27 protein-coding genes are annotated in these 25,966 nt (G+C 70.3%); 10 read left to right on the forward strand and 17 right to left on the reverse strand.

Translation table 11 applies throughout. The annotated features are described in order from the left end of the window. Positions 1 to 984 (reverse strand): helix-turn-helix domain-containing protein, encoded by a 984-nt coding sequence (locus AB0G15_RS27275; RefSeq protein WP_362845191.1) that lies wholly within the window; start codon positions 982 to 984, stop codon positions 1 to 3. 481 nt (positions 985 to 1,465) lie between these two features. Between AB0G15_RS27275 and AB0G15_RS27280 the strand changes: the two genes are divergently transcribed. Beyond that, on the forward strand, positions 1,466 to 2,557 hold the full coding sequence (locus tag AB0G15_RS27280; RefSeq protein WP_362845193.1) for a glycoside hydrolase family 19 protein: 1,092 nt from the start codon (positions 1,466 to 1,468) through the stop codon (positions 2,555 to 2,557). A 206-nt stretch (positions 2,558 to 2,763) separates the two neighbouring features. Here the strand turns inward: AB0G15_RS27280 and AB0G15_RS27285 are convergent, their stop codons facing one another. The 5 genes from AB0G15_RS27285 to AB0G15_RS27305 form a co-directional block, all read right to left on the reverse strand. Beyond that, positions 2,764 to 3,936, reverse strand: coding sequence for a lipid-transfer protein (locus AB0G15_RS27285; RefSeq protein ID WP_362845196.1), 1,173 nt, complete (start codon positions 3,934 to 3,936; stop codon positions 2,764 to 2,766). Between the two features lie 67 nt (positions 3,937 to 4,003). Beyond that, positions 4,004 to 4,414 carry a MaoC/PaaZ C-terminal domain-containing protein gene (locus tag AB0G15_RS27290; protein WP_362845199.1) on the reverse strand — a complete coding sequence of 137 codons (411 nt, stop codon included), beginning with the start codon at positions 4,412 to 4,414 and terminating at the stop codon, positions 4,004 to 4,006. After that, positions 4,414 to 5,583: a bifunctional MaoC family dehydratase N-terminal/OB-fold nucleic acid binding domain-containing protein gene (locus AB0G15_RS27295; protein WP_362845202.1), complete on the reverse strand. Its 1,170-nt coding sequence runs from the start codon at positions 5,581 to 5,583 to the stop codon at positions 4,414 to 4,416. Before AB0G15_RS27295 ends, AB0G15_RS27290 begins: the two co-directional genes overlap by 1 nt. Next, a complete protein-coding gene (locus tag AB0G15_RS27300) occupies positions 5,580 to 6,734 on the reverse strand; it encodes an acyl-CoA dehydrogenase family protein (protein WP_362845205.1) in 1,155 nt (384 codons plus the stop codon). The genes AB0G15_RS27295 and AB0G15_RS27300 overlap by 4 nt, the downstream gene beginning before the upstream one ends. Further along, the gene (locus AB0G15_RS27305) at positions 6,734 to 7,828 is read right to left on the reverse strand and encodes an acyl-CoA dehydrogenase family protein (protein ID WP_362845208.1); all 1,095 of its coding nucleotides are present in this window, start codon (positions 7,826 to 7,828) and stop codon (positions 6,734 to 6,736) included. The genes AB0G15_RS27300 and AB0G15_RS27305 overlap by 1 nt, the downstream gene beginning before the upstream one ends. A 298-nt stretch (positions 7,829 to 8,126) precedes the next feature. On the opposite strand from AB0G15_RS27305, the gene AB0G15_RS27310 reads away from it, so the two are divergent. The 4 genes from AB0G15_RS27310 to AB0G15_RS27325 all read left to right on the forward strand — a co-directional run bounded on the left by AB0G15_RS27310 (position 8,127) and on the right by AB0G15_RS27325 (position 12,001). Then, complete coding sequence (locus tag AB0G15_RS27310) at positions 8,127 to 8,735, forward strand: TetR family transcriptional regulator (RefSeq protein WP_362845283.1); 609 nt, start codon at positions 8,127 to 8,129, stop codon at positions 8,733 to 8,735. Between the two features lie 258 nt (positions 8,736 to 8,993). Then, a complete protein-coding gene (locus AB0G15_RS27315; RefSeq protein WP_362845210.1) occupies positions 8,994 to 10,151 on the forward strand; it encodes a steroid 3-ketoacyl-CoA thiolase in 1,158 nt (385 codons plus the stop codon). 118 nt (positions 10,152 to 10,269) lie between these two features. Next, positions 10,270 to 11,289: an MBL fold metallo-hydrolase gene (locus AB0G15_RS27320; protein ID WP_362845213.1), complete on the forward strand. Its 1,020-nt coding sequence runs from the start codon at positions 10,270 to 10,272 to the stop codon at positions 11,287 to 11,289. A 37-nt stretch (positions 11,290 to 11,326) separates the two neighbouring features. Beyond that, a complete protein-coding gene (locus tag AB0G15_RS27325) occupies positions 11,327 to 12,001 on the forward strand; it encodes a FadR/GntR family transcriptional regulator (RefSeq protein ID WP_362696868.1) in 675 nt (224 codons plus the stop codon). A gap of 116 nt (positions 12,002 to 12,117) precedes the next feature. Here the strand turns inward: AB0G15_RS27325 and AB0G15_RS27330 are convergent, their stop codons facing one another. Next, entirely contained in the window at positions 12,118 to 13,335 is a 1,218-nt protein-coding gene (locus tag AB0G15_RS27330; RefSeq protein WP_362845216.1) for an RNA polymerase sigma factor, read from the reverse strand. Between the two features lie 8 nt (positions 13,336 to 13,343). Then, positions 13,344 to 13,700 carry a YciI family protein gene (locus AB0G15_RS27335; protein WP_362845218.1) on the reverse strand — a complete coding sequence of 119 codons (357 nt, stop codon included), beginning with the start codon at positions 13,698 to 13,700 and terminating at the stop codon, positions 13,344 to 13,346. 248 nt (positions 13,701 to 13,948) lie between these two features. On the opposite strand from AB0G15_RS27335, the gene AB0G15_RS27340 reads away from it, so the two are divergent. Beyond that, positions 13,949 to 14,947: a TIGR03564 family F420-dependent LLM class oxidoreductase gene (locus AB0G15_RS27340; RefSeq protein WP_362845220.1), complete on the forward strand. Its 999-nt coding sequence runs from the start codon at positions 13,949 to 13,951 to the stop codon at positions 14,945 to 14,947. Between the two features lie 109 nt (positions 14,948 to 15,056). Here the strand turns inward: AB0G15_RS27340 and AB0G15_RS27345 are convergent, their stop codons facing one another. Then, the gene (locus AB0G15_RS27345) at positions 15,057 to 15,203 is read right to left on the reverse strand and encodes a CGNR zinc finger domain-containing protein (RefSeq protein ID WP_362845285.1); all 147 of its coding nucleotides are present in this window, start codon (positions 15,201 to 15,203) and stop codon (positions 15,057 to 15,059) included. 13 nt (positions 15,204 to 15,216) lie between these two features. Between AB0G15_RS27345 and AB0G15_RS27350 the strand changes: the two genes are divergently transcribed. Continuing rightward, positions 15,217 to 15,345 carry a hypothetical protein gene (locus AB0G15_RS27350; RefSeq protein ID WP_362845291.1) on the forward strand — a complete coding sequence of 43 codons (129 nt, stop codon included), beginning with the start codon at positions 15,217 to 15,219 and terminating at the stop codon, positions 15,343 to 15,345. On the opposite strand, the gene AB0G15_RS27355 is transcribed toward AB0G15_RS27350, so the two are convergent. Continuing rightward, positions 15,327 to 15,551, reverse strand: coding sequence for a hypothetical protein (locus AB0G15_RS27355; protein WP_362845293.1), 225 nt, complete (start codon positions 15,549 to 15,551; stop codon positions 15,327 to 15,329). The two genes, AB0G15_RS27350 and AB0G15_RS27355, sit on opposite strands and share 19 nt — an antisense overlap. Between AB0G15_RS27355 and AB0G15_RS27360 the strand changes: the two genes are divergently transcribed. The 3 genes from AB0G15_RS27360 to AB0G15_RS27370 all read left to right on the forward strand — a co-directional run bounded on the left by AB0G15_RS27360 (position 15,471) and on the right by AB0G15_RS27370 (position 17,361). Beyond that, complete coding sequence (locus AB0G15_RS27360; protein WP_362845287.1) at positions 15,471 to 16,277, forward strand: LysE family translocator; 807 nt, start codon at positions 15,471 to 15,473, stop codon at positions 16,275 to 16,277. The two genes, AB0G15_RS27355 and AB0G15_RS27360, sit on opposite strands and share 81 nt — an antisense overlap. Positions 16,278 to 16,411: 134 nt before the next feature. After that, positions 16,412 to 16,870 (forward strand): hypothetical protein, encoded by a 459-nt coding sequence (locus tag AB0G15_RS27365; RefSeq protein ID WP_362845222.1) that lies wholly within the window; start codon positions 16,412 to 16,414, stop codon positions 16,868 to 16,870. Positions 16,871 to 16,875: 5 nt separating this feature from the next. Beyond that, the gene (locus AB0G15_RS27370) at positions 16,876 to 17,361 is read left to right on the forward strand and encodes a hypothetical protein (RefSeq protein ID WP_362845225.1); all 486 of its coding nucleotides are present in this window, start codon (positions 16,876 to 16,878) and stop codon (positions 17,359 to 17,361) included. Positions 17,362 to 17,832: 471 nt separating this feature from the next. On the opposite strand, the gene AB0G15_RS27375 is transcribed toward AB0G15_RS27370, so the two are convergent. The 7 genes from AB0G15_RS27375 to AB0G15_RS27405 form a co-directional block, all read right to left on the reverse strand. Further along, entirely contained in the window at positions 17,833 to 18,768 is a 936-nt protein-coding gene (locus tag AB0G15_RS27375) for an aldo/keto reductase (protein WP_362845227.1), read from the reverse strand. Positions 18,769 to 19,065: 297 nt separating this feature from the next. Then, positions 19,066 to 20,079 (reverse strand): ABC transporter permease, encoded by a 1,014-nt coding sequence (locus AB0G15_RS27380; RefSeq protein WP_362845230.1) that lies wholly within the window; start codon positions 20,077 to 20,079, stop codon positions 19,066 to 19,068. Beyond that, entirely contained in the window at positions 20,079 to 21,572 is a 1,494-nt protein-coding gene (locus tag AB0G15_RS27385) for a sugar ABC transporter ATP-binding protein (protein ID WP_362845233.1), read from the reverse strand. Before AB0G15_RS27385 ends, AB0G15_RS27380 begins: the two co-directional genes overlap by 1 nt. After that, the gene (locus tag AB0G15_RS27390) at positions 21,572 to 22,630 is read right to left on the reverse strand and encodes a sugar ABC transporter substrate-binding protein (RefSeq protein WP_362845236.1); all 1,059 of its coding nucleotides are present in this window, start codon (positions 22,628 to 22,630) and stop codon (positions 21,572 to 21,574) included. Before AB0G15_RS27390 ends, AB0G15_RS27385 begins: the two co-directional genes overlap by 1 nt. A gap of 77 nt (positions 22,631 to 22,707) precedes the next feature. Beyond that, entirely contained in the window at positions 22,708 to 23,454 is a 747-nt protein-coding gene (locus AB0G15_RS27395; RefSeq protein WP_362696904.1) for an SDR family oxidoreductase, read from the reverse strand. Further along, on the reverse strand, positions 23,447 to 24,823 hold the full coding sequence (locus tag AB0G15_RS27400; protein WP_362845239.1) for an L-fuconate dehydratase: 1,377 nt from the start codon (positions 24,821 to 24,823) through the stop codon (positions 23,447 to 23,449). Before AB0G15_RS27400 ends, AB0G15_RS27395 begins: the two co-directional genes overlap by 8 nt. Then, positions 24,820 to 25,665 (reverse strand): fumarylacetoacetate hydrolase family protein, encoded by an 846-nt coding sequence (locus AB0G15_RS27405; protein WP_362845242.1) that lies wholly within the window; start codon positions 25,663 to 25,665, stop codon positions 24,820 to 24,822. The genes AB0G15_RS27400 and AB0G15_RS27405 overlap by 4 nt, the downstream gene beginning before the upstream one ends. Positions 25,666 to 25,966: the final 301 nt, after the last annotated feature.

Here is a 25,966-nt window from a genome sequence, read left to right on the forward strand (position 1 = left end):
TCAGAGCCAGTGCTCGGTGGCGGCGCGCCAGGCCAGCTGCATGCGGGTCCGGGCGCCGGCGAGTTCCATGATGTTCGAGACGCGCCGCTGCACGGTCCGCTGGCTGACGCCCAGCCGGGTGGCGATCGACTTGTCCGGTACGCCCGCGACCAGCAGCGAGACCAGGGAGAGGTCGTCGGAACCGAGCGGGCAGGACCTCGTCCCCTCGGTGAGGGCACCGTCCTCGGCGATCCGCAACGGCGTCGCCCGCTCCCAGCAGCCCTCGAAGAGGGCGATCAGCGCCTCCAGCAACTGGCCGCCGCGGACCAGCGCCGCCGCCGGTTCGGAGGTTCCCTCCTCCCACACCACCGGGAGCACGGCGACCTCCCGGTCGATGACCGTCAGCCGCACCGGCAGGCGGGGCGCGACCCTGGCCTGCTCGCCCAGTTTGACCCCGTACGCCACGTTGGTCGGCATGTCCTGCTCCTCCAGCAGGGGCCTCTCGTAGATCACCCGATACTCGATTCCGCGGCGCAGCGCGTCCGGCTCGGCGAGGTCCTCCTCCGCGGGCGGCACGACCGCGTGGCCCCGGCGAAGGCAGAGGACCTCGTGGCGGGCGTTCTCCTGCAGGTGGTCGAGGTGTTCCCGGAGCACGACGCGGTTCGGCAGGACCTCGACCAGCCGGCCGGCGTCGCGGCGCCGGGCACCGTCCCGGTACTCCTCCGAGAGCCGATCCACCTCGCGCCGCGCCCAGTCGAGCGCCTGCTGGTGGCGGAGGAGCTGTGAACCCAGCACGATGTCCGGCGCCACGGCCGTGAACCGCCGCCTGCCGGGACCGACCGTCCTGACCAGCCCTCTGACCCGCATGGACACCAGCACCGTCTCGGCCGTCTCGGCGTCGATGCCCAGGTTTCCCACGAGGTCGGCGACCTCCGCCTCCACGGTGGTGACCAGGAACCGGTAGACGCGCTCCTCCACGGGATCGAGCCCGAGGGATTCCAACATGACGCACATGATGACATCCGAAACGCCAGCAAAAGTTACATTCACTGTCTAACCGGACTTATATCGCCATTGTGAATTAACCGGACGCGGGTCATATCGGGCGTGGAACGTACCCGTCCGCGACGGTGGAAAACGAGGGCCGCCGGGGTTGTGACAACCATCTGTCAAGGCTAGTATCACGACAACTCTTAGGAAACTTTCTTAAGAGAAAGTTAAGGCGGGAGCCTTTGCCACCCCCTGGGAAACCGTTTGAACCGACCACGAGCTGCGCGAACCTCGATGACATGAGCCGTCGTCACCCACGCGTCCGGCCAGCCGGACGTCTCACACCGTCCGGCAGCCGTAATGGGAACGGTAATGCGAAGCCTGCCGTCCTTACTCGCCCTGACTGGGTTTGCAAGCCTCTCGCGCGAGCCACTCGCGCCCCGGTCACACGGAATCCCGAACCTCTGCGGCCCCCACCGCACGAAGGAGTGATCAAGTGTTGAGACAGCGCATCATGGCCGCCCTCGCCGCCCTGGCGGTCACGGGCGTGCTCGCGGTCGCCCTGCCGATGGCCTCCGCCTCCTCCGCGTCCTCCGCCGCCGTGGCGGCCTGCGTGACCCCGTGGAACTCCTCGGCGGTCTACACCAACGGCATGACCGCCTCCCACAACGGCCGCAACTGGTCGGCGAAGTGGTGGACCCAGAACGAGGCCCCCGGCACCGCCGACGTGTGGGCCGACCAGGGCGCCTGCGGCGGCGGCACGACGCCTCCTCCCACGGGCAACTGCAACCACCCGAACTGGGCGGCGGGCACCTGGTACCCCGCGGGCAGCATCGTGAAGTACACCAACGGCCAGTACTACCGCGCCAAGAACGAGAACCCCGGCTACGACCCGGTGATCAGCACCTGGTACTGGGAGCCGTACACCTGCGGCGGCACGACGCCTCCCCCCACGAACCCGCCCACCTCGGGCTTCGTCGTGAGCGAGGCCCAGTTCAACCAGATGTTCCCGAGCCGGAACTCGTTCTACACCTACAGCGGCCTGACCGCGGCGCTGAGCGCCTACCCGGGCTTCGCGAAGACCGGCAGTGACACCGTCAGGAGGCAGGAGGCGGCCGCCTTCCTCGCCAACGTCAACCACGAGACCGGCGGCCTGGTCCACGTCGTGGAGCAGAACACCGCGAACTACTCGCACTACTGCGACACGAGCCGCTCGTACGGCTGCCCCGCGGGCCAGTCGGCCTACTACGGGCGCGGCCCGATCCAGCTGAGCTGGAACTTCAACTACAAGGCGGCGGGCGACGCGCTCGGCATCAACCTGCTCGGCAACCCGTACCTGGTCCAGAACGACGCGGCGGTGGCCTGGAAGACCGCCCTGTGGTACTGGAACACCCAGAACGGTCCCGGCACCATGACGCCGCACAACGCGATGGTCAACAGCCGTGGCTTCGGCGAGACGATCCGCAGCATCAACGGCAGCCTGGAGTGCAACGGCAGGAACCCCGCGCAGGTGCAGAGCCGGATCAACGCCTACCAGCGCTTCGTGCAGATCCTCGGCACCACCCCCGGCGGCAACCTGAGCTGCTGAGCCGCAGGACGACCGGACCGCCGGTCATCCGGCGGCCGCCGCGCGCCCGGTCTCCGCACCGGGCGCGCGGCCCCGCGGACCGTCCCGCCGGACGCGCGAGCCCGTGAGGCGACGGCTCACCCGGGCGGCTCCACCCGGGCGCCCCCGCGCCGGCCGCGCGGCCTCCGGACCGTCTCACGGGACGCGCGGACCCGCGGGGCACCGCGTCAGTCCGACGACAGGACCAGCCCGCTGGTCGGCACACCCGTGCCGGCGGTGACCAGCACGTTCCGCACCCCGGCCACCTGGTTGGCCGAGGTGCCCCTGATCTGCCTGACGGCCTCGGCGATGCCGTTCATGCCGTGGATGTACGCCTCCCCCAGCTGGCCGCCGTGCGGGTTGACCGGGAGACGCCCGTCGATCTCGATGCCGCCCCCGGCCACGTAGTCGCGGGCCTCGCCGCGCCCGCAGAAGCCCAGTTCCTCCAGTTGGGTGAGGACGAACGGGGTGAAGTGGTCGTACAGGATGGCCGTCTGCACGTCCGAGGGCCCGAGCCCCGACTGTTTCCAGAGCTGGCGGCCGACCACCCCCATCTCCGGCAGGCCGGTCATGTCGTCGCGGTAGTAGCTGGTCATCATCATCTGGTCGGCGCCCGACCCCTGGGCGGCGGCGGTGATCACGGCGGGTGACCTGCGCAGGTCCCTGGCCCGCTCGGCGGAGGTGACCACCAGCGCCACCGCGCCGTCGCTCTCCTGGCAGCAGTCGAGCAGGTGCAGCGGCTCCACGATCCACTTGGACGCCTGGTGCTCCTCCAGGGTGATCGGGCGACCGTGGAACCACGCGGCCGGGTTGGTGGAGGCGTGCCTGCGCATCGCGACCGCCACCCGGCCGAAGTCCTCGGAGGTGGCCCCGTACGCGTGCATGTAGCGCCGGGCGAACATGGCGACCCAGGCGGCGGGGGTCATCAGCCCGTACGGCACGTGCCAGCTCATCTCCAGGCCCTGGGACGAGGGCTCGCCGCCGATGCGGGCGTCGGGCTGGCCGAACCTGTTCCCCGAGCGCTCGTTGAACGCCCGGTAGCAGACCACGGTCTCGGCGACCCCGGTGGCGACGGCCATCGCCGCGTGCAGCACGGTCCCGCACGCCGCGCCGCCGCCGTAGTGGACGCGGGAGAAGAACGACAGGTCGCCGATGCCCACCTCGCGGGCCACGGCGATCTCCTGGTTGGCGTCCTGGGTGTAGGTGACGAGGCCGTCCACGTCCGAGGGCGCGAGACCCGCGTCGTCGAGCGCCGCGAACACCGCCTCGGCTGCGAGCTGGAGCTCGGACCTGCCCGACTGCTTGGAGAACTCGGTCGCGCCGATCCCGGCGACGGCCGTGCTCCCGGAGAAGGAGACCACGGTGGTGGGGGCCTTTCTGTGTTGCCGCGTGTCTGTGTTTCCGCCTTCCCACCGCCGCTGGGCGCGGTCAGCGGGCGGGGAGGGCGAACCTGACGGTGCCCGAGACGTGGTCGCCGAGGCTGACCCCGCCGCGGACCTCGACGGTGAACTCGCCGTCCTCGCAGGCGACCACGCTGCCGGTGAAGGCCAGCCTGTCGCCCGCGTACGCGGGGACGCCGAGTTTGACGTTGATGCCACGGATGATCGCCTCGGGTCCGGCCCAGTCGGTGACGTAGCGCTCGACGAGACCCATGGTGGTCAGGATGTTGAGGAAGATGTCCTTCGATCCCTGTGCCCTCGCGCCCTCGACGTCGTGGTGGACGGGGGTGAAGTCCATGGTCGCGAGCGCGGTCGACACGACCACGGTGGGGCTCAGGTCGATCGCGAGCTCGGGAAGCGGAGCTCCGACCCGCACCTCGTCGTCGGTAAGTGTCCGCATCACGCCTCCAGGGGGACCCACATGGGCAGGATCAGCTCGTCGTCCATCCGGCGGTACGTCAGACGCACCCGCATACCGATACCCACCCGCGAAGCGTCGCAGTCCACCACGTTGCCCACGATCCGCACACCTTCCGGCAGTTCCACCACGGCGACCACGAAAGGGGTCCGGTGTCCCGGAACCGGCGGGTTGTGGTGGACGACGTAGCTGTACACCTCGCCCTCGCCGCTCGCCGTCACGAACGTGCGGGCGGCCGAGCGGCACGAGGGGCAGACCGGTCCCGGCGGGTGGCGCAGCTCACCGCAGTCGGCGCACTTCTGGATCCGCAGCTCGCCCGCGGCGACCCCCTCCCAGAAGAAGGCGGTGTCGGCGTTGATGGCGGGTCTCAGCGGGTACGGCGTGCGCGGGGACGCGTCCCCGCGCGTCGCGGGCGCGTCCTGAGCGGGCCCGTCCTGAGCGGGCGCGGTCCGGGAGGTGGCGTCCCTTTCGGGCGTGAGCCCGTTCCCGCTCGCCGCGGCGCCGTTCCCGCCGGTCGTGCTCGCGTCCTCGCCCGGCCCTCCGGCCCGCTCCCTGGGCAGGAACTTCAGCACCCGGAACAGCATGTCGGCCACGGCCTCGCCGCCGGCGTACCAGGTGACGTTCCAGGTGACGAAGTAGCCCTCGCCGAGCGCGGTCCGTTTCGGCCCGGTGATGCCGGTCAGCCGGGTGGCCGGAACCAGGGACTCGCCGAGCCTCACGTAGCGGTGGTAGGTCTGCTCGCAGTTGGTGGCGACCACGCCGGTGTAGCCGTTGCCGTCCAGCATCGCGAGCACGGCGTCGACCGGCGTGCCCGGCCGTTTCCTCCTGCTCCCGTCCACGCCGGGCATGGTCCAGACCTGGATCATCGCCGGTGGGGCCACGATCCCCCCGTGCACCCCCGCGGCGGCGGCCTCGGGGTCGGTGTAGAGCGGGTTGGCGTCGCCCATGGCGTCGGTCCAGTGCCGGATCATCGGGAGGTTCACCGGGTCCGCCTCCGCGACGCCGAGCACCTCGCCCCCGGCGATCTGCCGCTCGGCCAGGGCGGTGAGCCGTTCGTGCAGGGAGGCGGACTCCGCCGCCGCGGGGGCCGGGTTCGTCGCGGGGGCCGGGTTCGTCGCGGGGACCGGGTTCGTCGGAGGCGTCTCGGTCATCGGGGCGGCCTCGGCAGGCTCAGGCCGAGCATGGCGATGAGCTCGCGCTGGACCTCGTTGACCCCGCCGCCGAAGGTGAGCACCAGCCCGCCCTTGGCGCCGCGGTCGACGCGTCTCATCAGGTCGGCGGTGTCCGGGTCCGACGGGTCGCCGAAGCGGGCCAGGACCTCGCCGACGATCCTGCCGACGTCCTGCAGCCGCTCGGAGCCGTACACCTTGGTGGCCGAGGCGTCGGGGGCGCCCAGCCAGCCGAGGTCCATGTTGGCCGCGACCTGCCAATTCAGCAGCTCGTTGGTCCGGAAGTAGGCGTAGACCTGGCCGAGCGCCCTGCGGACCGCGGGCTCCTCGATCGTGCCGGTGCGGCGGGCCCAGGCCAGGAACCGGTCGTAGGTGTGGGCGAGGTTGCCCGCCGGGCCGAGTGTGACCCGCTCGTGGTTGAGCTGGTTGACGATCAGGTCCCAGCCCTTGTTCTCCTCCCCCACGACCATGTCCACCGGCACCCGCACGTCGGAGTAGTAGGTGGAGTTGGTGTGGTGGTTCCCGTCCATCGTGATGATCGGGGTCCACGAGTAGCCGGGGTCGGAGCAGTCGACGATCATCATCGTGATCCCGCGGTGCTTCTTCGCGTCCGGGTCGGTGCGGGCGGCGAGCCAGATGTACTGGGAGTAGTGGCCGCCCGAGGTGAAGATCTTCTGCCCGTTGACGACGTAGTGGTCGCCGTCGCGGACCGCGGTGGTGCGCAGGGCCGCCAGGTCGGTGCCCGCCCCGGGCTCGCTGTAGCCGATCGCGAAGTGACACTCCCCGGCCAGGATCCGCGGCAGGAAGAACTCCTTCTGCGCCGCCGTCCCGTACTGCATGAGGGTCGGGCCGACGGTCTGCACGGTGATGATCGGGTACGGCACCTCGGCGCGGGCGATCTCGTTGGCGAAGATCTGCTGCTCCAGCGGGCCGTACCCGCCGCCGCCGTACTCCTTGGGCCAGCCGAGCCCGAGCTTGCCGTCGCGGCCGAGGGTACGGCAGTGCTCCATGTAGGCCTGGCCGAAGGGGTCGGTGGAGATCCGCGCGCGCCCCTCGGCGGTGAGACAGGACCCGAAGTACTCGCGCAGCTCGTCGCGGAGCCTCTTCTGGTCGGGAGTCAGGTCGATCAGCATCAGACGAGCGCTCCGATCGTGTCGAGCCGGGCTTCCACCCCGCCCAGCAGGTGGGCGTGGTGCTTGCCCCAGGCGAAGTAGCGGTGCAGCGGGTAGGTCACGTCCACGCCGATCCCGCCGTGCAGGTGCTGGCAGGTGTAGAGCGCCCGCAGCGCCTGGTCGGTCGCGGTCAGGGCGCCGACGGCCAGGTCCACCTCGGCCTCCTCGTCCGCGCCCTCGGCCAGCCGCCACGCCCCGGACCACACGGCCACGTCCAGGGCCCGCCCGGCGATGTAGACGTCGGCGATCTGCACGGTGACCGCCTGGAACTCGGCCAGCGCCCGGCCGAACTGCTTGCGCGTCCTGATGTACTCGGTGGTGAGCGCCAGCGCCCCGGCCAGCACGCCGGAGGTGACGGCGATGTTCCCGGCCAGCGCCAGCCTGCGCAGGCCGTCGGCCGCCGTACCGTCCTCGGCCCCGACGAGCTCGCCCGGGACGGCCTCCAGGGCGAGCGCGGCGGCGGGTTCGCCGGTGGAGGTCGGGACCGGCCGCAGGCCCGCCTGGGCGGGCTCCACCAGGAACAGGCCGACCCCGGTGGCGGTGGCGGCGGGGACCAGGATCCTCGCCGCCTGGGCGGCGTAGGGCGTCGTGCCCTTGGCGCCGTCCAGGACCCATCCGGCGCCGTCCCGGCGGGCGGTCGTGACCGGCGGGGCGGCGAGGTCGCCGAAGTCACGGCCCGGCTCGGAGGGGGCGACGGCCAGGGAGATCTCGCCGTCGGCCAGCGGGGCCAGTGCCTCGCGCTGCTCCCGGGAGCCGTACCTGGCGATCACCTGCGCCGCGACCAGGCTCTGCTCGGCGGGGACCGGGGCCACGTGGGCGCCGATCTCCCGAAGGACGACCGCCATCTCCACCGGTCCGAGTCCCGCGCCTCCGGCCTCCTCGGGCAGGACGGCGCCGAGCAGCCCGGTCCCGGCGAGGGAGCGCCACAGGGCGGTGTCGTAGGACGCGCCGCTCTTCTCGTGGGCTTCGAGCCTGGCCGAGGTCACCTCCTTGCCGAGGAGGTCGACCGCGAGTTTGCGCAGGTCGGTCTGTGTCTCGTCGAGATTGAAGTCCACTGGCGCTCCAGGGTTTCTGTCGGCCGCTTCGCCCTTCGGGAAAGTAGAACAGATTCTATTCTGTGTCCAGAGCCAGCTAATCGCAATAAGTCGCCGCATAACCGCCGCACCGCATATGCCATGTAAGCGTGGGGCATCTTTGTGACTGGCGAGTAACCCATCGGAGTATCCGGAAATCAGATAACGTGTTCTTATGCGCACCTCGCATGTGACCACCGATACGCCGGTCACCCCGCACCGGACCGGAAGGCACGCCCCGAGCGACGCCGATCCGGCCATGACCGAGGGGGCATCCGGCATGCAGAGTGAATCGGCGTCCACAGGCGTCCGCACCAGGAGCCAGCACCAGCGGCGCAAGCGCATCGTCCAGGCCGCCGCCGCCCTCGCCTCGCGGGGCGGCGTCGAGGCGATGCAGATGCGGACCGTCGCCGAGCGTGCCGGGGTCGCGCTCGGCACGCTCTACCGATACTTCCCCTCCAAGATGGATCTCGTCGTCGCCGTCGTCGGCGAGGAGATCGACCTCCTCGAGACCAGCATCGAGCGCCGCCCGCCCAACGCCACCACGGCCTCGGGCCGGGCCGTCGACGTCCTGATGCGCGCCACCCGGGGCCTGATGCGCGAGCCCGAGCTCGCCGACGCGCTCATCCGCTCGTTGATCATGGCCGATGTCGACATACCGTTCGGCGACCGCATGGCGGGCCTGCTGCTCCGCGTCGCCGGGGACGACCTCACCGTCGAGACCGCCACCGAGGAGCAGTTCGCCCTGGCGGGCTCGCTGTCCAGCGTCTGGGTGCACGAGCTCATGGAGATGCTCAGGGGCCGGCGCACGTACGAGCAGATCCAGCGCCGCATCGAGATCGCCGCCGGACGCCTGCTGGCCGACTTCCGGTCCTCCCCCTCCGGCTGAGCCCGTCCCCGCCCCGCCGGAGGCCTCGCGTTCCACCGGCACTGTTCGCCGGAGGCCCCGTGTCGCCGGAGGCGCCGTTCGCCGGAGCCTCCCTGCCACCGGAAACCCCGCCGCTCCTTCCGCCTGAAACTAGAACCCGTTACAGTCGGTGGCGGAAGCGACTAGAGCGACGTTCTGGAGCGACGCGCGGACGGGCGGATCGGCGGGAACGGCCGCCCGGCGGCCGCGAGCTCCGACCCGGATGGCGAGGAGATCGTTATGGGTGCGGTGATCGTCGAGGCCGTGAGGACCCCGATCGGCAGGCGCAACGGATGGCTCGCCGGGCTGAAGCCGCAGGCGGTCCTCGCCGCGGCGCTCAACGGCCTGATCGGCAGATCGGGCATCGATCCCTCCGCCGTGGAACAGGTTTTCGCCGGATGCGTCACGCAGTCCGGGGAGCAGGGCGGCCATGTCGGGCGGCACGCCTGGCTCTACGCCGGGCTGCCGTACCAGACGGGCGTGACCACGGTCGACGCGCAGTGCGGCTCCTCGCAGCAGGCAGTGCACCTGGTCGCGGCGCTCATCCAGGCCGGGGTCATCGACGTCGGCGTGGCCTGCGGCGTCGAGGTGATGAGCCGGGCGCCGCTCGGTTCCAACGTGCTGCCCGCCGATCCCCGGCCCGACGACTGGGCCGTCGACCTGCCCGACCAGTTCACCGCCGCCGAGCGGATCGCGCGGCGGCGCGGGCTGACCCGCGAGCGGCTCGACCGGTTCGGCGCCAGGTCCCAGCGCCTGGCCGCGGAGGCGTGGGCCCAGGGACGCTTCGACCGGGAGGTCGTCCCGGTGACCGCGCCGGTGCTCGGCCAGGACGGGGAGCCCACCGGCGAGACCCGCGTCGTCGACAGGGACCAGGGACTGCGCGAGACCACCGTCGAGGGGCTGGCCGGGCTCAGGCCCGTCATGGGCGAGGACGGCATGCACACGGCGGGCACCTCCTCGCAGATCTCCGACGGCGCGGCGGCGGTGCTCCTCATGAGCGAGGAGGCCGCAGCCCGGCACGGCCTGCGGCCCCGGGCCCGCGTCCTCGCCCAGGCGCTCGTCGGCTCCGAGCCGTACTACCACCTGGACGGGCCGGTGGACGCGACCGCCAAGGTGCTGGCCGCGACCGGGATGAGTATGGCCGACATCGACAGGTTCGAGGTGAACGAGGCTTTCGCCTCGGTGGTCTTATCCTGGTCCTCGGTGCACAAGCCGGACATGGAACGGGTCAACGTCAACGGCGGCGCCATAGCGCTCGGCCATCCGGTCGGAGCGACCGGATCCCGACTGATCACCACCGCCCTGCACGAGCTTGAGCGGTCCGGCTCCTCGACCGCGCTGGTGGCGATGTGCGCGGGCGGGGCGCTCGCGACCGCGACCGTCCTGGAGCGCCTCTGAGCGGCGTCGCCGCCCCGGGGCGGCCGTGGACGGCGCCGATCCCCCGGAACGTCCTGAGCGGCACCGCACGAGGAGCACCACCGTTGACATACCGCAGGCCGCACAAGGAGCACCACCGTTGAAATCCCTCCGCAGGCCGTACAGCGAGCAGCGCCCGTTCGACACCGGCGGCGGGGTGTGGAGCGTGCCCGTCCCGATCCCGGGCAACCCGCTCGGCTACACGCTCGTCTACGCGGTCGAGTCCCCCGCCGGTCCCGTGCTGGTCGACGCGGGCTGGAACGCGCCCGAGGCGTGGCTGGCGCTGCGCGACGGGCTGGGGGCGGTCGGCATGGACGTCCGCGACGTGCGCGGGGTGGTCGTGACGCACTTCCATCCCGACCACGCCGGGCTGGCCGGTCAGGTCAGGGAGGAGTCCGACGCGTGGATCGCCATGCACGAGGCCGACGCCGCGCTGATCGGTTTCATGCGGAACTTCCAGGGGGACGCGCACCGCGACTTCCAGGCCGACATGCTGCGCCGGGCGGGAGCGGGTGCCGTCGAGGTGGAGGAGGTGACGGGGAACCGGCCGCAGCCGCCCGCGGTACCCGACCGCGTCCTCACCGACGGCGACCTGATCGACCTGCCGGGGCGCAGGCTCCGGACGATCTGGACGCCCGGTCACACGCCCGGCCACGTCTGCCTGCACCTTGAGGACGCCGACCGGATCTTCACCGGGGACCACGTGCTGCCGGCGATCACACCGCACATCGGGATCTACCCGTACGACCGTGCGGACGTGGATCCGCTCAGCGACTTCCTGGAGTCGCTGGAGAAGGTGAAGGGCCTGGGCCGGCTCGAAGCCCTCCCCGCCCATGAATGGATATTTCAGGACACGGGGGCTCGGGCGACGGAGATCGTCGTCCACCACGAGGAGAAGCTCCGACGGCTGGCCGCCCTGCTCGCCGAGGCCGAAGGACCTCTCACCATCTGGGAGATAGCCGGACGTATGACATGGAATCGCCCGTGGGAGGACTTTCCTCCCGTGCTGCGCGGGATGGCGGCCGGGGAGGCGGCGGCCCACCTGCGCACGCTGGAGGTCCGCGGAATCATCCACCGTGTGACGGGGGTGGATCCGGTCCGGTTCGCCATACACTCATAGACATCGGATGTCTGGCGCGACCTGAGGACGGTGCAGAGTGGCGGTCACCGACGCCGCTATCGACAAGATCAAGCAGATGATCCTGTCTGGCGAGCTCGCCCCGGGCAGCAGGCTGCCCAAGGAGGCCGACCTGGCCGATCGGCTCGGCCTGTCGCGCAACTCGCTGCGCGAGGCCGTCAGGGCCCTGGCCCTGATCAACGTGCTGGACGTGCGCCAGGGCGACGGCACGTACGTGACCAGCCTGGAGCCGAGGCTGCTGCTCGACGCGATGTCGTTCGTGGTCGACTTCCACCAGGACGACACCGTGCTGCAGTTCTTCCAGGTCCGGCGGATCCTGGAGCCCGCGGCGACCGCGATGGCGGCGACGCACATGTCCGAGTCCGAGGTCGCCGAGCTGCGCAAGATCCTCGACGAGCTGCCCCCCGACCCGAGTGTCGAGCAGCTGGTCGCCAACGACCTGGAGTTCCACCAGCGCATCGCGGCGGGCTCGGGCAACGCGGTGCTGTGCTCCCTCATCGAGAGCCTCTCGGGGCCCACCACCAGGGCCAGGATCTGGCGGGGCCTCACCCAGGAGAACGCCCTGGAGAAGACCCGCGAGCAGCACACCGCGATCTGCGACGCCATCGCCGCCCGCCAGCCGGAGGTGGCGCGGGCCTGGGCCACGGTCCACATCGCCGGCGTCGAGGAGTGGCTCCGCAGCGCCCTCGCCTGACGGTCCCGGCGGTCGTCCCGCGCGCGGTGGCGATCCCGCCGGGGGCCGGCACGAACGCCCTGAATCCGGGTGAGCGCCCGGCTCGGATGTACGCCGGACCCAGGTGTGCGCCCGGGTCAGGTGAGCGCCTCGCGGCTGCGCCGCAGGAAGTCGCGCTCGGCTGCGTTGCCGGTGCGGGCGATCGCCTCCTCGTAGGCCCGCGCCGCCTCGGTGGTGCGGCCCAGACGCCGGAGCAGGTCGGCGCGGACGGCGTGGAACAGGTGGTAGCCGCCGAGGTCGAGACCGTCGACCAGGGTGAGCGCCGCCTCCGGCCCGTCGACCTCGGCCACCGCGACCGCGCGGTTGAGGGCCACCACCGGGTTGGGGGCCAGGGCCAGGAGCAGGTCGTACAGCGCCAGGATCTGCCACCAGTCGGTGAGGGCCGCGGTCGGCGCGTCGCTGTGGACGGCGTTGATCGCGGCCTGGATCTGGTACGGACCCGGCCGGTCGCGCCGCAGGCACCACCGGACGACGGCCTGGCCCTCGGTGATCAGGTCGCGGTCCCAGCGGCCCCGGTCCTGGTCCGCCAGCAGCACCAGGTCGCCGTCCGGCGTGGTGCGGGCGGCCCGGCGGGAGTCGACGAGCAGCATGAGCGCGAGCAGCCCCATGACCTCGGGTTCGCCGGGCATGAGCTCGGCCAGGAGCCGTCCCAGCCGGATGGCCTCCGCGCAGAGGTCCTCGCGGATCAGCCGCTCGCCCGAACTCGCCGTGTGGCCCTCGTTGAAGATGAGGTACACCACGGCCAGGACGGCCCGCAGCCGGTCCGGGAGATCGGCCTCGGCCGGGACACGGTACGGGATCCCCGCGTCCCGGATCTTGTTCTTGGCCCGGACCAGGCGCTGGGCCATGGTCGGCTCGGGCACCAGGAAGGTCCTGGCTGTCTCGGCGGTGGTGAGCCCGCCCAGCAGCCGCAGGGTCAGCGCGATCCGGGCGTTGGCGGCGAGCGCGGGATGGCAGCAGGTGAAGATCAGGCGGAGCCGGTCGTCGCGCACGGCGCCCTCCTCCAGAGGTTCGTCGGCGGCGTGCAGCAGGACCGCCTGGGCGTGGCGGTCCTGGCGGGTCGCCTCCCGCCGGAAACGGTCGATCGCCCGGTTGCGCGCGGTGGTGATGATCCACCCCGCCGGGCTCGGCGGCAGGCCGGTGGAGGGCCACCGGCCCGCCGCCACGGTGAACGCGTCCTGGACCGCCTCCTCGGCGAGGTCGATGTCACCGAGGAGGCGCACCAGGACCGCGACCGCGCGCCCGTACTCGGCACGGAACACGCGCTCGATCTCCGCGGCGGGGACGCCCGGCATACCGGAGGTCAGCCGTCCACCTCACCCTGGAACGGCCGCACCTCGATGGGGAGGAGCCCGATCGCCAGGGCGAGCCTGCGACCCCATTCGAGCGCCGCGTCGAGGTCGGGCGCCCTGATGACCGTGAACCCGCCGAGGTGTTCCTTGCCCTCGGCGTACGGGCCGTCGGTCATGAGCGTGTCGCCGTCCTTGACCCGGACCACGGTCGCCGTGTCCGGGGAGTGCAGGCCGCCGGAGAAGACCCATGCGCCGGCGTCCTGCATCTCCTGTTCCAGGATCTCCAGATTCCGGGCGATCGGCCCCAGCACCTCGGGACCGGGAGAACCTCCGCCGGGCTGGTAAACGCTGAGCAGATACTGTTTCATCGCGCGTGCCTCCTGGACGACCGGTGCGGCGCCGTCGCCGCCTTCCTACCTGTCACACGAACGGCGCCGGGCGGATTCGACACCGGGCGCGGGCGTCCTTCGAAGATATTTCCCCCCGAGCCGCCGGGCGAAGACCTCACGACCACGGGCCCCGAAGGACCATCGGGGGGAAAATGCTTTCCTCAGGCAATATATTGACCGAGTAAAGATTCTTGCCCGGCTCCCCGGCCGAACGATTGGAGTACGCCATGCGCATCGGTGTCGCACTGCCCACCGATCACACGCGACTGTCCGCCGAAGCCAACTCCGTCGACACCCTGATCGGCGAGGTGAGGGAACTCGCCGACGCGGGGCTGACCTCGGCCTGGTTCACCCAGCGGTTCGACCACGACGCCATCACGGTGGCCGCGCTGGCCGCGCGCGAGGTACCCGGCATCGACGTGGGCACCGCGATCGTGCCGATCTACCCCCGGCACCCGATCGCGATGTCGATGCAGGCCCAGACCGCGCAGGCGGCCGGCCACGGACGCTTCACGCTGGGTGTCGGGATGTCGATCAAGTCGTTCGTCGAGGAGGCCTACGGGATCGCGCCGCACCCCAGGGTCCGGCACCTGCGGGAGTACCTGCGGGTGCTGCGCGACCTCTTCGAGAAGGGCACCGCGAACCTGAACGGCGAGACGCTGGTCGCCAGGACCCCGCTGCCGGTGAGCGTGCCGGGCGCGCGGCCGCGGGTGCCGGTGCTGGTCGCGGCTGCGGGCGAGCAGACCCTGCGCGCCGCGGGCGAGCTCGCCGACGGCGCGTTGCCGATCCTGTCCGGCCCGCGCACGCTGGCCGAGTACACCGTGCCGACCATCACCCGGTACGCGGAGGCGGCCGGGCGACCGGCGCCCCGGGTCGCCGCGATCGTCTCCGGCGTGGTGACCGCCGACGTGGCGGGCGCCCGGGCCCGCGCGGAGAAGAACATGGGGTACTACGGGACCATCCCGTCCTACCGCGCGGCGCTGGACCGCGAGGGCGTCGGCCATCCCGCCGACCTGGTGGCGATCGGGGACGAGGAACTCCTCGCGGGCCAGGTGGCCGCGTACTTCGAGTCGGGCGTGACCGAACTCGTCTACACCCAGACCGCGATCGGTTCCGCGGAGGACGAGCGCCGTACCTGGAAACTGCTCGGCGAACTGGCCGCGAGATACCGGCGCGAACCGGCCGGTGCCGGGCCGGCACCCGTTCCGGGAACCGGCGCGTCGTAGACGGCGCCCGCCGGCTCATCACGATTCCCGGGTCGAACCTGGCGTCCTCGGCAGCGGTTTCAGGGGTGGGAGAGTCCGCGTCTCAAGCCTGGCGTCCTCGGCGGCGCTTTCAGGACCGGGAGGGATCCGCGCCGACCGCGGTGTGCCGGCGGTAGTGGCGTGCGGCTCGGGCCCTGTTGCCGCACGACGGCTTGCACCACTCCTGCCGGCCGTGCTGCTTGACGAAGTAGCGGACGCAGCGCGGCGCGGTACAGATCGTCGGACCGGCCGTGACCTGGACCCTGCGCCTGCCCTGGGAGGGCGACGAGGTCGCCGACCTCGACCAGCCGCCCGGCCTGGCCTTCCACGTCCTGGACGACGACCGCCGCGTGACCACCCACTACCGCGTGGTCCCCTGAGCTTCCCGACGGCTCTCGACCTCGGAGACCTCGTGGGAGACCTCGTGCCACGCCCCTACGCCGTCGCCGGGCTCCTGGTGGCGATCCTCCCCCTGATCGCCACCCCCGGAGCGAGCCTGGCCCTGCTGGTCCGGCAGGTCACCGAGGGCGGCCGCGGCCGGGCCGTGCCCGTCGTCCTCGGCACGGCCACCGGCCTGTACGTCCATGCCACGCTCGCCGTGGCCGGCCTGTCCGCCCTCGTCACGCACTCCAGCCAGGCCTTCACCGCCGTCAAGCTCGCGGGGGCGGCCTATCTCGTCGGCCTGGGCGTCTGGACCTGGCGTTCGACCGTGCCCTCCGTGCCCTCCGCGCCCTCCGCGCCCTCCGCCTCCCCGCCGCTCTCCCGGTCTCACCGGCGCCTGCCGGAACTCCCGGACTCCATCTACCTCCAGGCGCTCCTCGCCGACGTCCTCAACCCGAAGGCGGCCTCTGTCTACCTGACTCTGATGCCCCAGTTCGTCACCCCCGGCGAGCCGCTCGGGGGCCAGATCCTCATCCTGGCCACCGCCCACGCACTTACTGATCGCGCTCTGGCTCCTCGGGTGGACGATCCTCGTCGGCAGGGCCGCACACGCCCTGCGGAGCCACCGCTTCACGGAGCTCAGCGCCAAGGTCACGGCGGTCGTGCTCATCGCCCTGGGCGTCCGGTCCGCCACGGCCTAGCCGGAACCTCAACGGTTTCGCGACACCCCCGCCCGCGTTCCGGGTACCCGTCGCGGAGCGGCACCGGTGGAACGGTCCGCAGGACGAAAACCGAGACACAGGCGGAAAATGGCCCCCGATGCCCTACCCCTGACGGCACAGCGACCGGCGGCGATTCCGGCAGCACGGAAGGTCTGGAGCACAGTGTCCATCGGGGCGAAATTACAGCAGACCGTAAGGTGCGCCCCTAAATCCCCATTAGGACTAGACAAAAAGGATTCCATGAACTTTTCAGACGGTTTTCATGTCACCCTATAAAAGGGTTTTTTGAGATTCTGTAGCGATCTCATGACACTCCGAAACTCGGTCTATAACCTTGGTCGGCATGCGAGAGCCCGACAGCTCCTATGTGCGAAGAAAAGCATGCAGAGCAACCGAAACGCCCTGGTTATGCATATCAGACGACGTGATACTTACTCACCACACGTTTGACATGGGCCACTTCTTCAATGAGCCAAGATACGAGACGGAGCGAGAGGTCTCCCTCTTGACCGGCCAGCTCTCCGTGGAAGCCGCCAGCCGATACCGAAGAAAAATAGTAAATGCCAGAGATCTTGAGCTGGCCGCAGTAAGGTGCACCACAGCAGGTAAGCTCCGAAGCGGAGGGTTCGCCGTGGTCCACACACCAGGACGCATACTCGCAGAGTGTGATGCCGCAGGCCAACACGTCTCGGTAATCTGGCCGGCGGAAGATCCTCTCAACGTGCAGAAGATTCCCTGGCCCCCCACAGTGACGAAGAGCTTCGTCGAGTGCTTCAATGGGTACATAGAAGACGGGAGGTAAAGCGGATGAATCTGGACTTAATGATCAAGCGTGGACAATTTCCTTGGCGTCCCAGGCCGGAGGCGACAGAACTCGACGTTTGGCATGAGTATGAGATCCCGCTGACAGGAACCTTCCGCCTGGGCGGCCAACCGGTGTTGTTCACCCAGGTCCTGGAAAGTTCTCACGGCCTCTCCGCCTGGGCCTACGTGTGCCTTGAGCCCGAGGAGGGCGATGAGGCTTCCATGATCACTTTTGCGTCGACAGACGAGATGCGAGAGTTCGTGGAGGCCAAGTTCCGGGGCAGGGAGGCAGTGCTCACGCTGGCCAGGGATGATCGAATCATCGACCAGTGGACGCGCAGCAGGGTAAAGGAAGATCTCTCATCCACTTTTGAAGACTTCCTCAACGGCATCATACGAAGTGTCAATGAAGTCTCAGACCCGGAGCAGCGTATCCGCGCCAAGTTCGCAGGCCTGGAGGCCGCAGGATCCGAGCTCGCGCCGGCATAGCCTTCTCGGAGTCGAAGACCCTCGCCGCACCGTCATCCGAGCGATCCGATGCGCAAACGGCTTCAGTGGACGTGGCGAAGACCGAGGGCGAAAAATGGCCAGTGACCGAACCGCATGCGTTCGCACCGAAGTAACCCTACGAACGCCTCGCGGTGTCACTTTCACCGGCGGACCTGGCGTCACAGCGGCCGCGTGAGGGTGTCGATGCGTCGGGGCGCGTCGACACCTCCGCGCAGCACCCCGGCACAGATATGACATCGTCCCCAGCCGCGAGATGGACGCTCGCCACCAAAGCCCTCTCGTTCTCTGGGCGATTGGCAGGATGAGGACACAACACGGACCGCCTCATCAACGAGTTCAACGAGGGCGGTTCATCGTTGTCCCGGTCTTTTCACCGGACCATGGCGCCGCCCGTAGTCCAGTCCGGATTCCACGTCATTCACTGAAGACCGGACGTTCTACCAGGGAAGCTCAGGGAATCAGGCCCTCGGCGGCCAGGTCGGCCCACAGTGCCTCGGGGACGGGCTTGGCGGTCAGTTCCGCATTGCGGGTGACCTCCGCGGCGGAGCGGGCGCCGATGACCACGCTGGCGACGGTGGGGTGGCGCAGGGGGAAGGCGAGGGCCGCCTGGGGGAGGGTGACGTCGTGGCGCTCGCAGACGGCGGCGATGCGGCGGGCGCGCTCCAGGAGCGGGCCGGAGGCGGGGGCGTAGTCGTAGGTGCCCGACGGGTCGTGGGTGGCCAGCAGGCCGCTGTTGAACACCCCGGCGGCGAGCACAGCGACACCGCGCTCGGCGCACAGCGGCAGCAACTCCTCCTCGCCCGACTGGTCCAGGAGGGTGTAGCGCCCGGCGAGCATGACCGTGTCGACCTCGGTCTCGCGGACGAACCGGGCGAGCATCCCCGCCTGGTTCATGCCGACCCCGACGGCCTTGACGACGCCCTGGTCGCGCAGTTCGGCCAGGGCCGGGTACGCCTCGGAGACGGCCTGCTCCCAGTGGTCGTCCGGGTCATGGATCAAGGCGATGTCGACCGCGTCGAGGCCGAGCCGCTCCAGGCTCTCCTCCAGCGACCGCAGCACCCCGTCGCGCGAGAAGTCCCACACCCGGCGCAGGTCGGCGGGGACGTCGAAGCCCTGGTCGTCCCGGCCGAAGGGTCCCTCGCCGGTGGCGGGCACGAGCAGGCGGCCGACCTTGGTGGACAGGGCGTAGGAGTCGCGGGGCCTCTCCGCCAGGGCGGCGCCGAGGCGCCGTTCCGACAGGCCGAGCCCGTAGTGGGGCGCGGTGTCGAACAGGCGGACCCCCGCCTCGTAGGCCGCGTCCACCGCCGCGCGCGCCGTGTCCTCGCCGACCTCCGAGAACAGGTTCCCGATCGGGGCCGTACCGAAGCCGTATCTACTGACCTGCACCGCTCGCTCCGTTCTGTGCGGCTTCATGGCTCTCATGCCGCTTGATGCCTTTTTATCGCTTCACGCCGTGCGGGTACCGCATATTTCCACACGTGTCCGTGCGGGCTCCACCGCCCGTACGGCCTCGTGGTCTCGCGCGGGCCTCGCGCCCGTACGGCTTCACGTCCCCGTACGGGCTGCGCGTCCGCGCGGCTCCCGCCCCTGCCAGAGGCTCCCGCCACCCGCCGAAGGCTCTCGCCCCGGTCAAAGACTCCCGCCCCTGCGCCAGAGGCTCGCGTCCCTGTCGAAGGAGCCGCGTCAGTCTTGGGCCTTGCCGCCCGCCAGACGGCTGATCATCAGGGCGACCAGGATGATCGAGCCGTAGACGAGCTGCTTCCACTCGCCGGGGACGCCCTTCAGGGTGAGGATGTTCTCGACGAGGCCGATCACCAGGACGCCGGTGAGCGCGCCGAGGATCGTGCCCTTGCCACCGTCCATGCTGACGCCGCCGATGACGGCGGCGGCGAAGGCCATGAAGATCCAGCCGACGCCCTGGTTGGCGCTGATGCCGCCCAGCCGGCCGGTCTCCAGCACTCCGGCGAGCGCGGCGACGATCCCGCCGATGACGAAGACGACCCAGACGACCCGCTCGACCCTGATGCCGGCCGCGCGGGCGGCGTCGGCGTTGCCGCCGATGGCGTAGAGCGAGCGGCCGGCCCGGAAGTAGGCGAGGGCGACGATGGCCACCGCGAAGAGGACGCCGGTGATCCAGATGGCCGCCGGCAGGCCCAGCCAGCGGGCGCTGCCGAGGTAGAGGAACGACTCGGGCAGCTCGAACAGGCTCTTGCCCTGGGTGAGACCCAGCTGGAGACCGTGCACGACGATCATCATGGCCAGCGTGACGATGAAGGCCGACAGCTGGAACCGCAGGATCAAAAAGCCGTTGAAGGCGCCGACCAGGCCGCCGATCAGCAGGCACAGCGGGATCGCCAGGATGGAGGGCAGCTCCAGGCCGAACCCTCCGGCCGCCACCGGGATGACGAGCATCACGCCGACGGCGGGCGCCATGCCGACCGTGGACTCCAGCGACAGGTCGAACTTGCCCGCGATCAGGATCAGCGCCTCGGCGAGGACCACCAGCGCCAGGGCCGACTGCTGCTGCAGCACGTTGGTCAGGTTGCCCGTGGTGAGGAAGACCGGGTCCACGAAGGAACCTGCGATCAGCAGAACGACGATCACCGGGACCAGGGTGAGGTCGCGGAACCGCCCGAGCTGGATGCGGCGGCCCTGCGGGGCCGCCAGCACGGGCGGGGGGGTCTTTGTCGTGGTCATCAGTGGTCGATACCTTCCATCGCCGCCACCAGCTCGTTGTCGGTCCAGCCGCGCGGCACGTCCTTGACGATCCTGCCGTGGAACATGACGAGAACGCGATCGCAGATTCGCAGGTCGTCGAGCTCGTCGGAGACCAGTACGGCCCCCGCCCCCCGCTCGGCCGCGTCCTCCACGGCGCCGAGCAGGGAGTGCTTGGCCTTGACGTCCACCCCGGCGGTCGGGTTGATGACCACGAGCGCGTTCGGGTCGTCGGCGAGCGCCCTGGCCAGCACCACCTTCTGGGCGTTGCCGCCGGACAGGTCGGCCACCTGCTGGTCGGGGCCCGTCGTCTTGATGTCCAGCAGGTCGATCATCCGGGTGCCGTGCTCGCGGCGGCGGGCCGGGGAGACCACGCCGTAGCGGCCGAGCTTGTGGGCGATCGGGATGGTCGCGTTCTCGGCGATCGACAGCAGCGGCACGAAACCCTGGTGGTGCCTGTCCTGGGGGACGAACCCGAGCCCGGCGCGGAGCGCGGAGGGCACGTCGCCCTGCCTGATGTCGGTGCCGTTGACGGTCACCGTCCCGGTGTCGGCCCGGTGCAGGCCGACCAGGGTCTCGGCGAGACCGACCTTGCCGCTGCTGCCGGAACCGGCGAGACCGACGATCTCCCCCGCCCTGACGGTGAGGTCCACGTCCTCGTAGCGCCCGGCGAGGCTGAGCGTCCGCGCGGACAGCACCACGGGGGCCGAGGAGGCGACCGTCCGGGTGCGGTACTCGTAGGCGGCGGTGGCCTCGCCGGTCATCGCGTCCACGAGCCGGTCGTGCGGCAGGTCGCCGACGGGGGCGGTGACGATGTGCCGGGCGTCGCGGAAGACCGAGACGCTCTGGCAGATCTCGTACACCTCCTCCAGGTGGTGGGAGATGAACATCATCGTGACGCCCTGCTCCCGCAGGGAGCGCATCCGGTCGAAGAGCCGCTGGATGGCCGGGCCGTCGAGCTGCGCGGTGGGCTCGTCCAGGATGATGAACCGGGCGCCGAACGACAACGCCCTGGCGATCTCCAGCAGCTGGCGCTGCTCGACCCCCAGGTCTCCGGCCATGGTCTCCGCGTCGACGTCCACGCCGTACTGCTCGAGCAACTGGCGGGCCCGCGTGCGGAGGCTCCGCCAGCTGATCCTGCCCCGCTCTGTCTGGCGGTTCAGGAAGAGGTTCTCCGCGACGGACAGGGTGGGGATGATCGTCGACTTCTGGTAGACGCACGCGACCCGTCGCCGCCAGGCGTCCCGGTCGGCCGGCGGCGGCGCGGGCTGCCCGGCGAAGCGGACCTCACCCTCGTCGGGGCGCTGGAGCCCGGTCAGGATCGACACCAGCGTGGACTTGCCCGCGCCGTTCCTGCCGACGAGCGCGTGCGTCTCCCCCTCGGTGATGGCGATCCCGGCACCGTTGAGCGCGGTGGTCGGGCCGAAGCGCTTGGTGATCCCGAGCGCCTCGACTGCCTTGACGGAAGATGTCATCACTTGACCTGGTTGCCCCAGAGAGCCTGGTCGTCCACGTTCTCCTTGGTGACCAGGGGAGCGGGGAGCTGGTCCTCAAGACCGTTCGGCAGCTGGATGATCGTGCTGTCGTGGTCGGTCGGGCCGGGCTGGAAGGTCTTGCCCTCGGCCGCGGCCTTGGCGTAGAAGAGCGCGTACTTGGCGTAGAGGTCGGCCGGCTGGGAGACCGTGGCGTCGATCTCGCCCTTGCGGATCGCCTCGAACTCCTGCGGGATGCCGTCGTTGGAGATCACGAAGACGTGCTTGGGGTCCTCCGGCGGCACGATCAGGCCCTTGGCCTTGAGCACCTGGAGGGTGGGGGCGAGGTGGACGCCTCCGGCGTGCATGTAGACGCCCTTGATGTCCGGGTGCTGCTCGAGGCGGGTCTGGAGCATGGAGGCGGCCTTCGTGCCCTCCCACTCGGTCGGCTCCTCGAAGACCGTGATGCCGGGGAACTTGTCCTTCATGCAGCCGCGGAACGCCTCGGCCCGGTCACGGCCGTTGATCGACGAGAGCGCGCCCATGAGCTGGACGACCTTGCCCTTGCCGCCGAGCTTCTCGCCGAGGAACTCGCACGCCTTCGTGCCGTACGCCTTGTTGTCGGCGCGCACGACCATGTAGACCTTGCCCTTGTCGGGGCGGGTGTCCACGGTGACGACGGGGATGTTCCTGCCCTCCAGCGACTGCAGCGTGGAGGCGATGGCACCGGTGTCCTGCGGGGCCATGACGATCACCTTGGCGCCCTGGCCGGTCAGGGCCTGGGTGTTGGCGACCAGCTTGGCCACGTCGTTCTGGGAGTTGGTCGGCGGCATCAGGTCGACGCCCAGCTCGGTCGCCATCTGGGGGACGTACTTGTTGTACGAGTTCCAGAAGTCGGAGTCGGTGCGGGGGAAGTCGATCCCGATCTTGCCGCCCGCGGGGGCGGCGGCCGCGTCACCGCTGGGCTGGGCCGCGGTGGTGGGCTCCGACGATCCGCAGGCGGAGAGGGTGAAGGAGATCGCGAGCAGTGCCGCACCTGTCGCCGCGGGTCCGATTTTCATACCGTTGCCTCGATTCAAAGCTGTATGGGGGGTGAATTATTTCTCGGCCGTTTTCTCGACCGGCACGGGGAATCCGGTCATGACTTCGGCCGGAGCCTGAGCCCCTGCATACCGCCGTCCACGGCCAGGACCGTGCCGGTGGTGGCCGCCGCGAGCGGGCTCGCGAGGTAGGCGATCGCCGCGGCGACCTCCGGGGCGCTCACCAGGCGGCCCATCGGCTGGCGGCCCTCCAGGGCCGCCCGCTCGGCCGCCGGGTCCTGCGCCGCGTCGAGCAGGCGCTGCACCCACGGGGTGTCGGCGGTGCCGGGGTTGACGCAGTTGACCCGGATGCCCTCGCGGACGTGGTCGGCCGCCATCGCCAGGGTCAGCGACTGGATGGCGCCCTTGGACGCGCTGTAGAGCGCCCGCTGGGGCAGTCCCGCCGTCGCCGCGATCGAGCAGGTGTTGACGATCGCGGCGTGCGCCGAGCGGCGCAGGTGCGGCAGGCTCGCCCGGGTGACCCGGACGATGCCCAGGACGTTGACGTCCAGGACCCTGGACCACTCCTCGTAGGGGTTGTCCTCGATCGTCCCGGCGGCGCCGATCCCGGCGTTGTTGACCAGGATGTCCAGGCCGCCCAGCTGCTCGACGGCCTGGGCGACGGCCGCGTTGACCGCCTCCTCGTCGGTGACGTTCGCCGTGACCTCGACGAACGGGCCGCCGGAGGCGTTGATGTCGAGGGAGGCCACGCGCGCGCCTCGCTCTGCCAGCAGGGTGGCGGTGGCCAGGCCGATGCCGGAACCGCCACCGGTGACCAGGGCGCGCAGGCCGTCGAACTCACCCATTGAGAGACCTCCATACCGGACCGTCGGGGTAGGTGTAGTCGATGATCGAGGCGGCGTGCATGGCCGCTCCGAAACCGGGCCGGCTCGGCGCGGCGTAGGCGCCGTTCTCGATCACCACGGGATCGACGAAGTGCTCGTGGAGGTGGTCGACGTACTCGATCACCTTGCCCTCCATCGAGCCGCTGACCGCGACGTAGTCGAACATCGACAGGTGCTGCACCAGCTCGCACAGGCCGACCCCGCCCGCGTGCGGGCAGACCGGGACGCCGAACTTGGCGGCGAGCAGCAGGATCGCGACGTTCTCGTTCACGCCCGCGACGCGGGCCGCGTCGATCTGCAGGTAGGAGATCGCGCCGGCCTGCAGGAGCTGCTTGAAGACCATGCGGTTCTGGACATGCTCGCCGGTGGCCACCGGGATGGGCGCGATGCCCCGGGCGATGGCGGCGTGGCCGAGCACGTCGTCGGGGCTGGTCGGCTCCTCCACCCAGTGGGGGCGGAACTCCGCGAGGGCGTTGACCCAGGCGATGGCGGAGTCGACGTCCCAGCGCTGGTTGGCGTCGATCGCGATGGGGAAGTCCTCGCCGCAGGTCTCGCGGGCGATGCGCATCCGCCGCCTGTCGTCCTCCAGGTCGGCGCCGACCTTCAGCTTGATCTGGGTGAAGCCCTCGTCCATCGCCTCCTTGCACAGGCGGCGCAGCTTGTCGTCGCCGTAGCCGAGCCATCCCGGGGAGGTCGTGTAGGCCGGGTAGCCGTGCTCGCGCAGGTGGGCCACGCGCTCGCGCCTGCCGGGCTCGGCGGCGCGCAGGATGTCCAGCGCCTCCTGTGGGGTGAGCGCGTCGGTGAGGTAGCGGAAGTCGACCAGCTCGACGAGCTCCTCGGGGGACATCTCGGCCAGCAGCAGCCAGAGCGGCCGGCCCGCCCGCTTGGCCTTGAGGTCCCAGAGCGCGTTGACCACGGCGGAGATCGCCATGTGCATGACGCCCTTCTCCGGACCGAGCCAGCGCAGCTGGGAGTCGTGGACCATGTCCTTCCACAGGGCGCCCATGTCCTCGACGTCCCTGCCGAGCACGTACGGCTCCAGGGCCCTGATCGCGGCGGTCTGCACCTCGTTGCCGCGCCCGATGGTGAAGGCGAAGCCGTGGCCCTCGAACCCGTCGTCGGTCCGCAGGACCAGGTAGGCGGCCGAGTAGTCGGGGTCGGGGTTCATCGCGTCGGAGCCGTCGAGCTCCAGCGAGGTGGGGAAGCGGATGTCGTGGGTCTCCATCGAGGTAATGCGGTACGCGCCGACCCCCGCCGGCACCCCCTCCGCCGCCCCGGCCACGATGGTTTCGACCGGCGCGGCCTCGCGGATGTCGATCCTGTCGCTCATGCCTGCCCCACGGTCTGTCGCTGGCGCCCGAGGCCGTCGATCTCCAGCTCCACGACCTGCCCGGCGCGCAGGTACGGCGTGCCGGGCAGGCCGAGCGCGACGCCCGCCGGGGTGCCGGTGTTGATGAGGTCACCGGGTTCGAGGACCATGAACCGGCTGAGGTAGCGAACGACCTCCGCCACCGTGAAGATCATGTTCTTGGTGTCGCCGTTCTGGAAACGCGTGCCGTCCACCCACAGGCGCAGGCCCAGGGCCTGCGGGTCGGCGATCTCGTCGGGGGTGACCAGCCAGGGGCCGAGCGGGTTGAAGGTCTCGCAGGACTTGCCCTTGTCCCACTGGCCGCCGCGCTCCAGCTGGAACTCGCGCTCGGAGACGTCGTTGGAGACGGCGTAGCCCGCGATCTTGGACAGCGCCTCCTCGTGCGTCTCGACGTAGCGGGCCGTCTCGCCGATGACGACGGCCAGCTCGACCTCCCAGTCGGTCTTCACGCTGTCCCTGGGGATGAGCACCTCGTCGTCGGGTCCGACGATCGTGTTGGGAGCCTTCATGAAGATGATCGGCTCGGCCGGGATCGCGGCGTTCGTCTCCTCCGCGTGGTCGCGGTAGTTGAGCCCGACGCACACGATCTTCCCTGGCCGCGCGATCGGGGCGCCGATCCGCAACCCCTCGGCATCCAGCACGGGAAGCTCGTCCCGCTCCAGCGCCTCTCGGACACGAGCCACTCCCCCGGAAGCGAAGAAAGCCCCGTCGATCTCGGCTTCCGAGATTTCGCGGAGGTTACCGGCCCCGTCCAGGACGGCCGGTCGCTCCTGGCCGACGGGTCCCACTCGCAGCAGCTTCACACCGCACCCTTCGTTGATACATCGGATGTCTTGTCTCGTGATGCTGAACGACGCCGAACCTCGGTGTCAACCCCTCGCGGACCGATACGTCCGATCCGTTATCGAGGAGAAACCGCAGATGGCAGGGGTAATGCCGGATCGTGCCCCAATTTTGACCTCCAGTCATCGGATTTCCTCGTGCGGACGGAAACGGAGATCATCTGGGGCGTTCGCGGTGGTGAGAGGTACAAAAGTGATCAACTACCGAGAAACATCGGAGGATGAGGCTTGTTGCGGCGGAATTTCGGTGCTATCTCCTTGA

It is taken from the genome of Streptosporangium sp. NPDC023825, from assembly GCF_040639575.1.
Lineage (GTDB): Bacteria > Actinomycetota > Actinomycetes > Streptosporangiales > Streptosporangiaceae > Streptosporangium.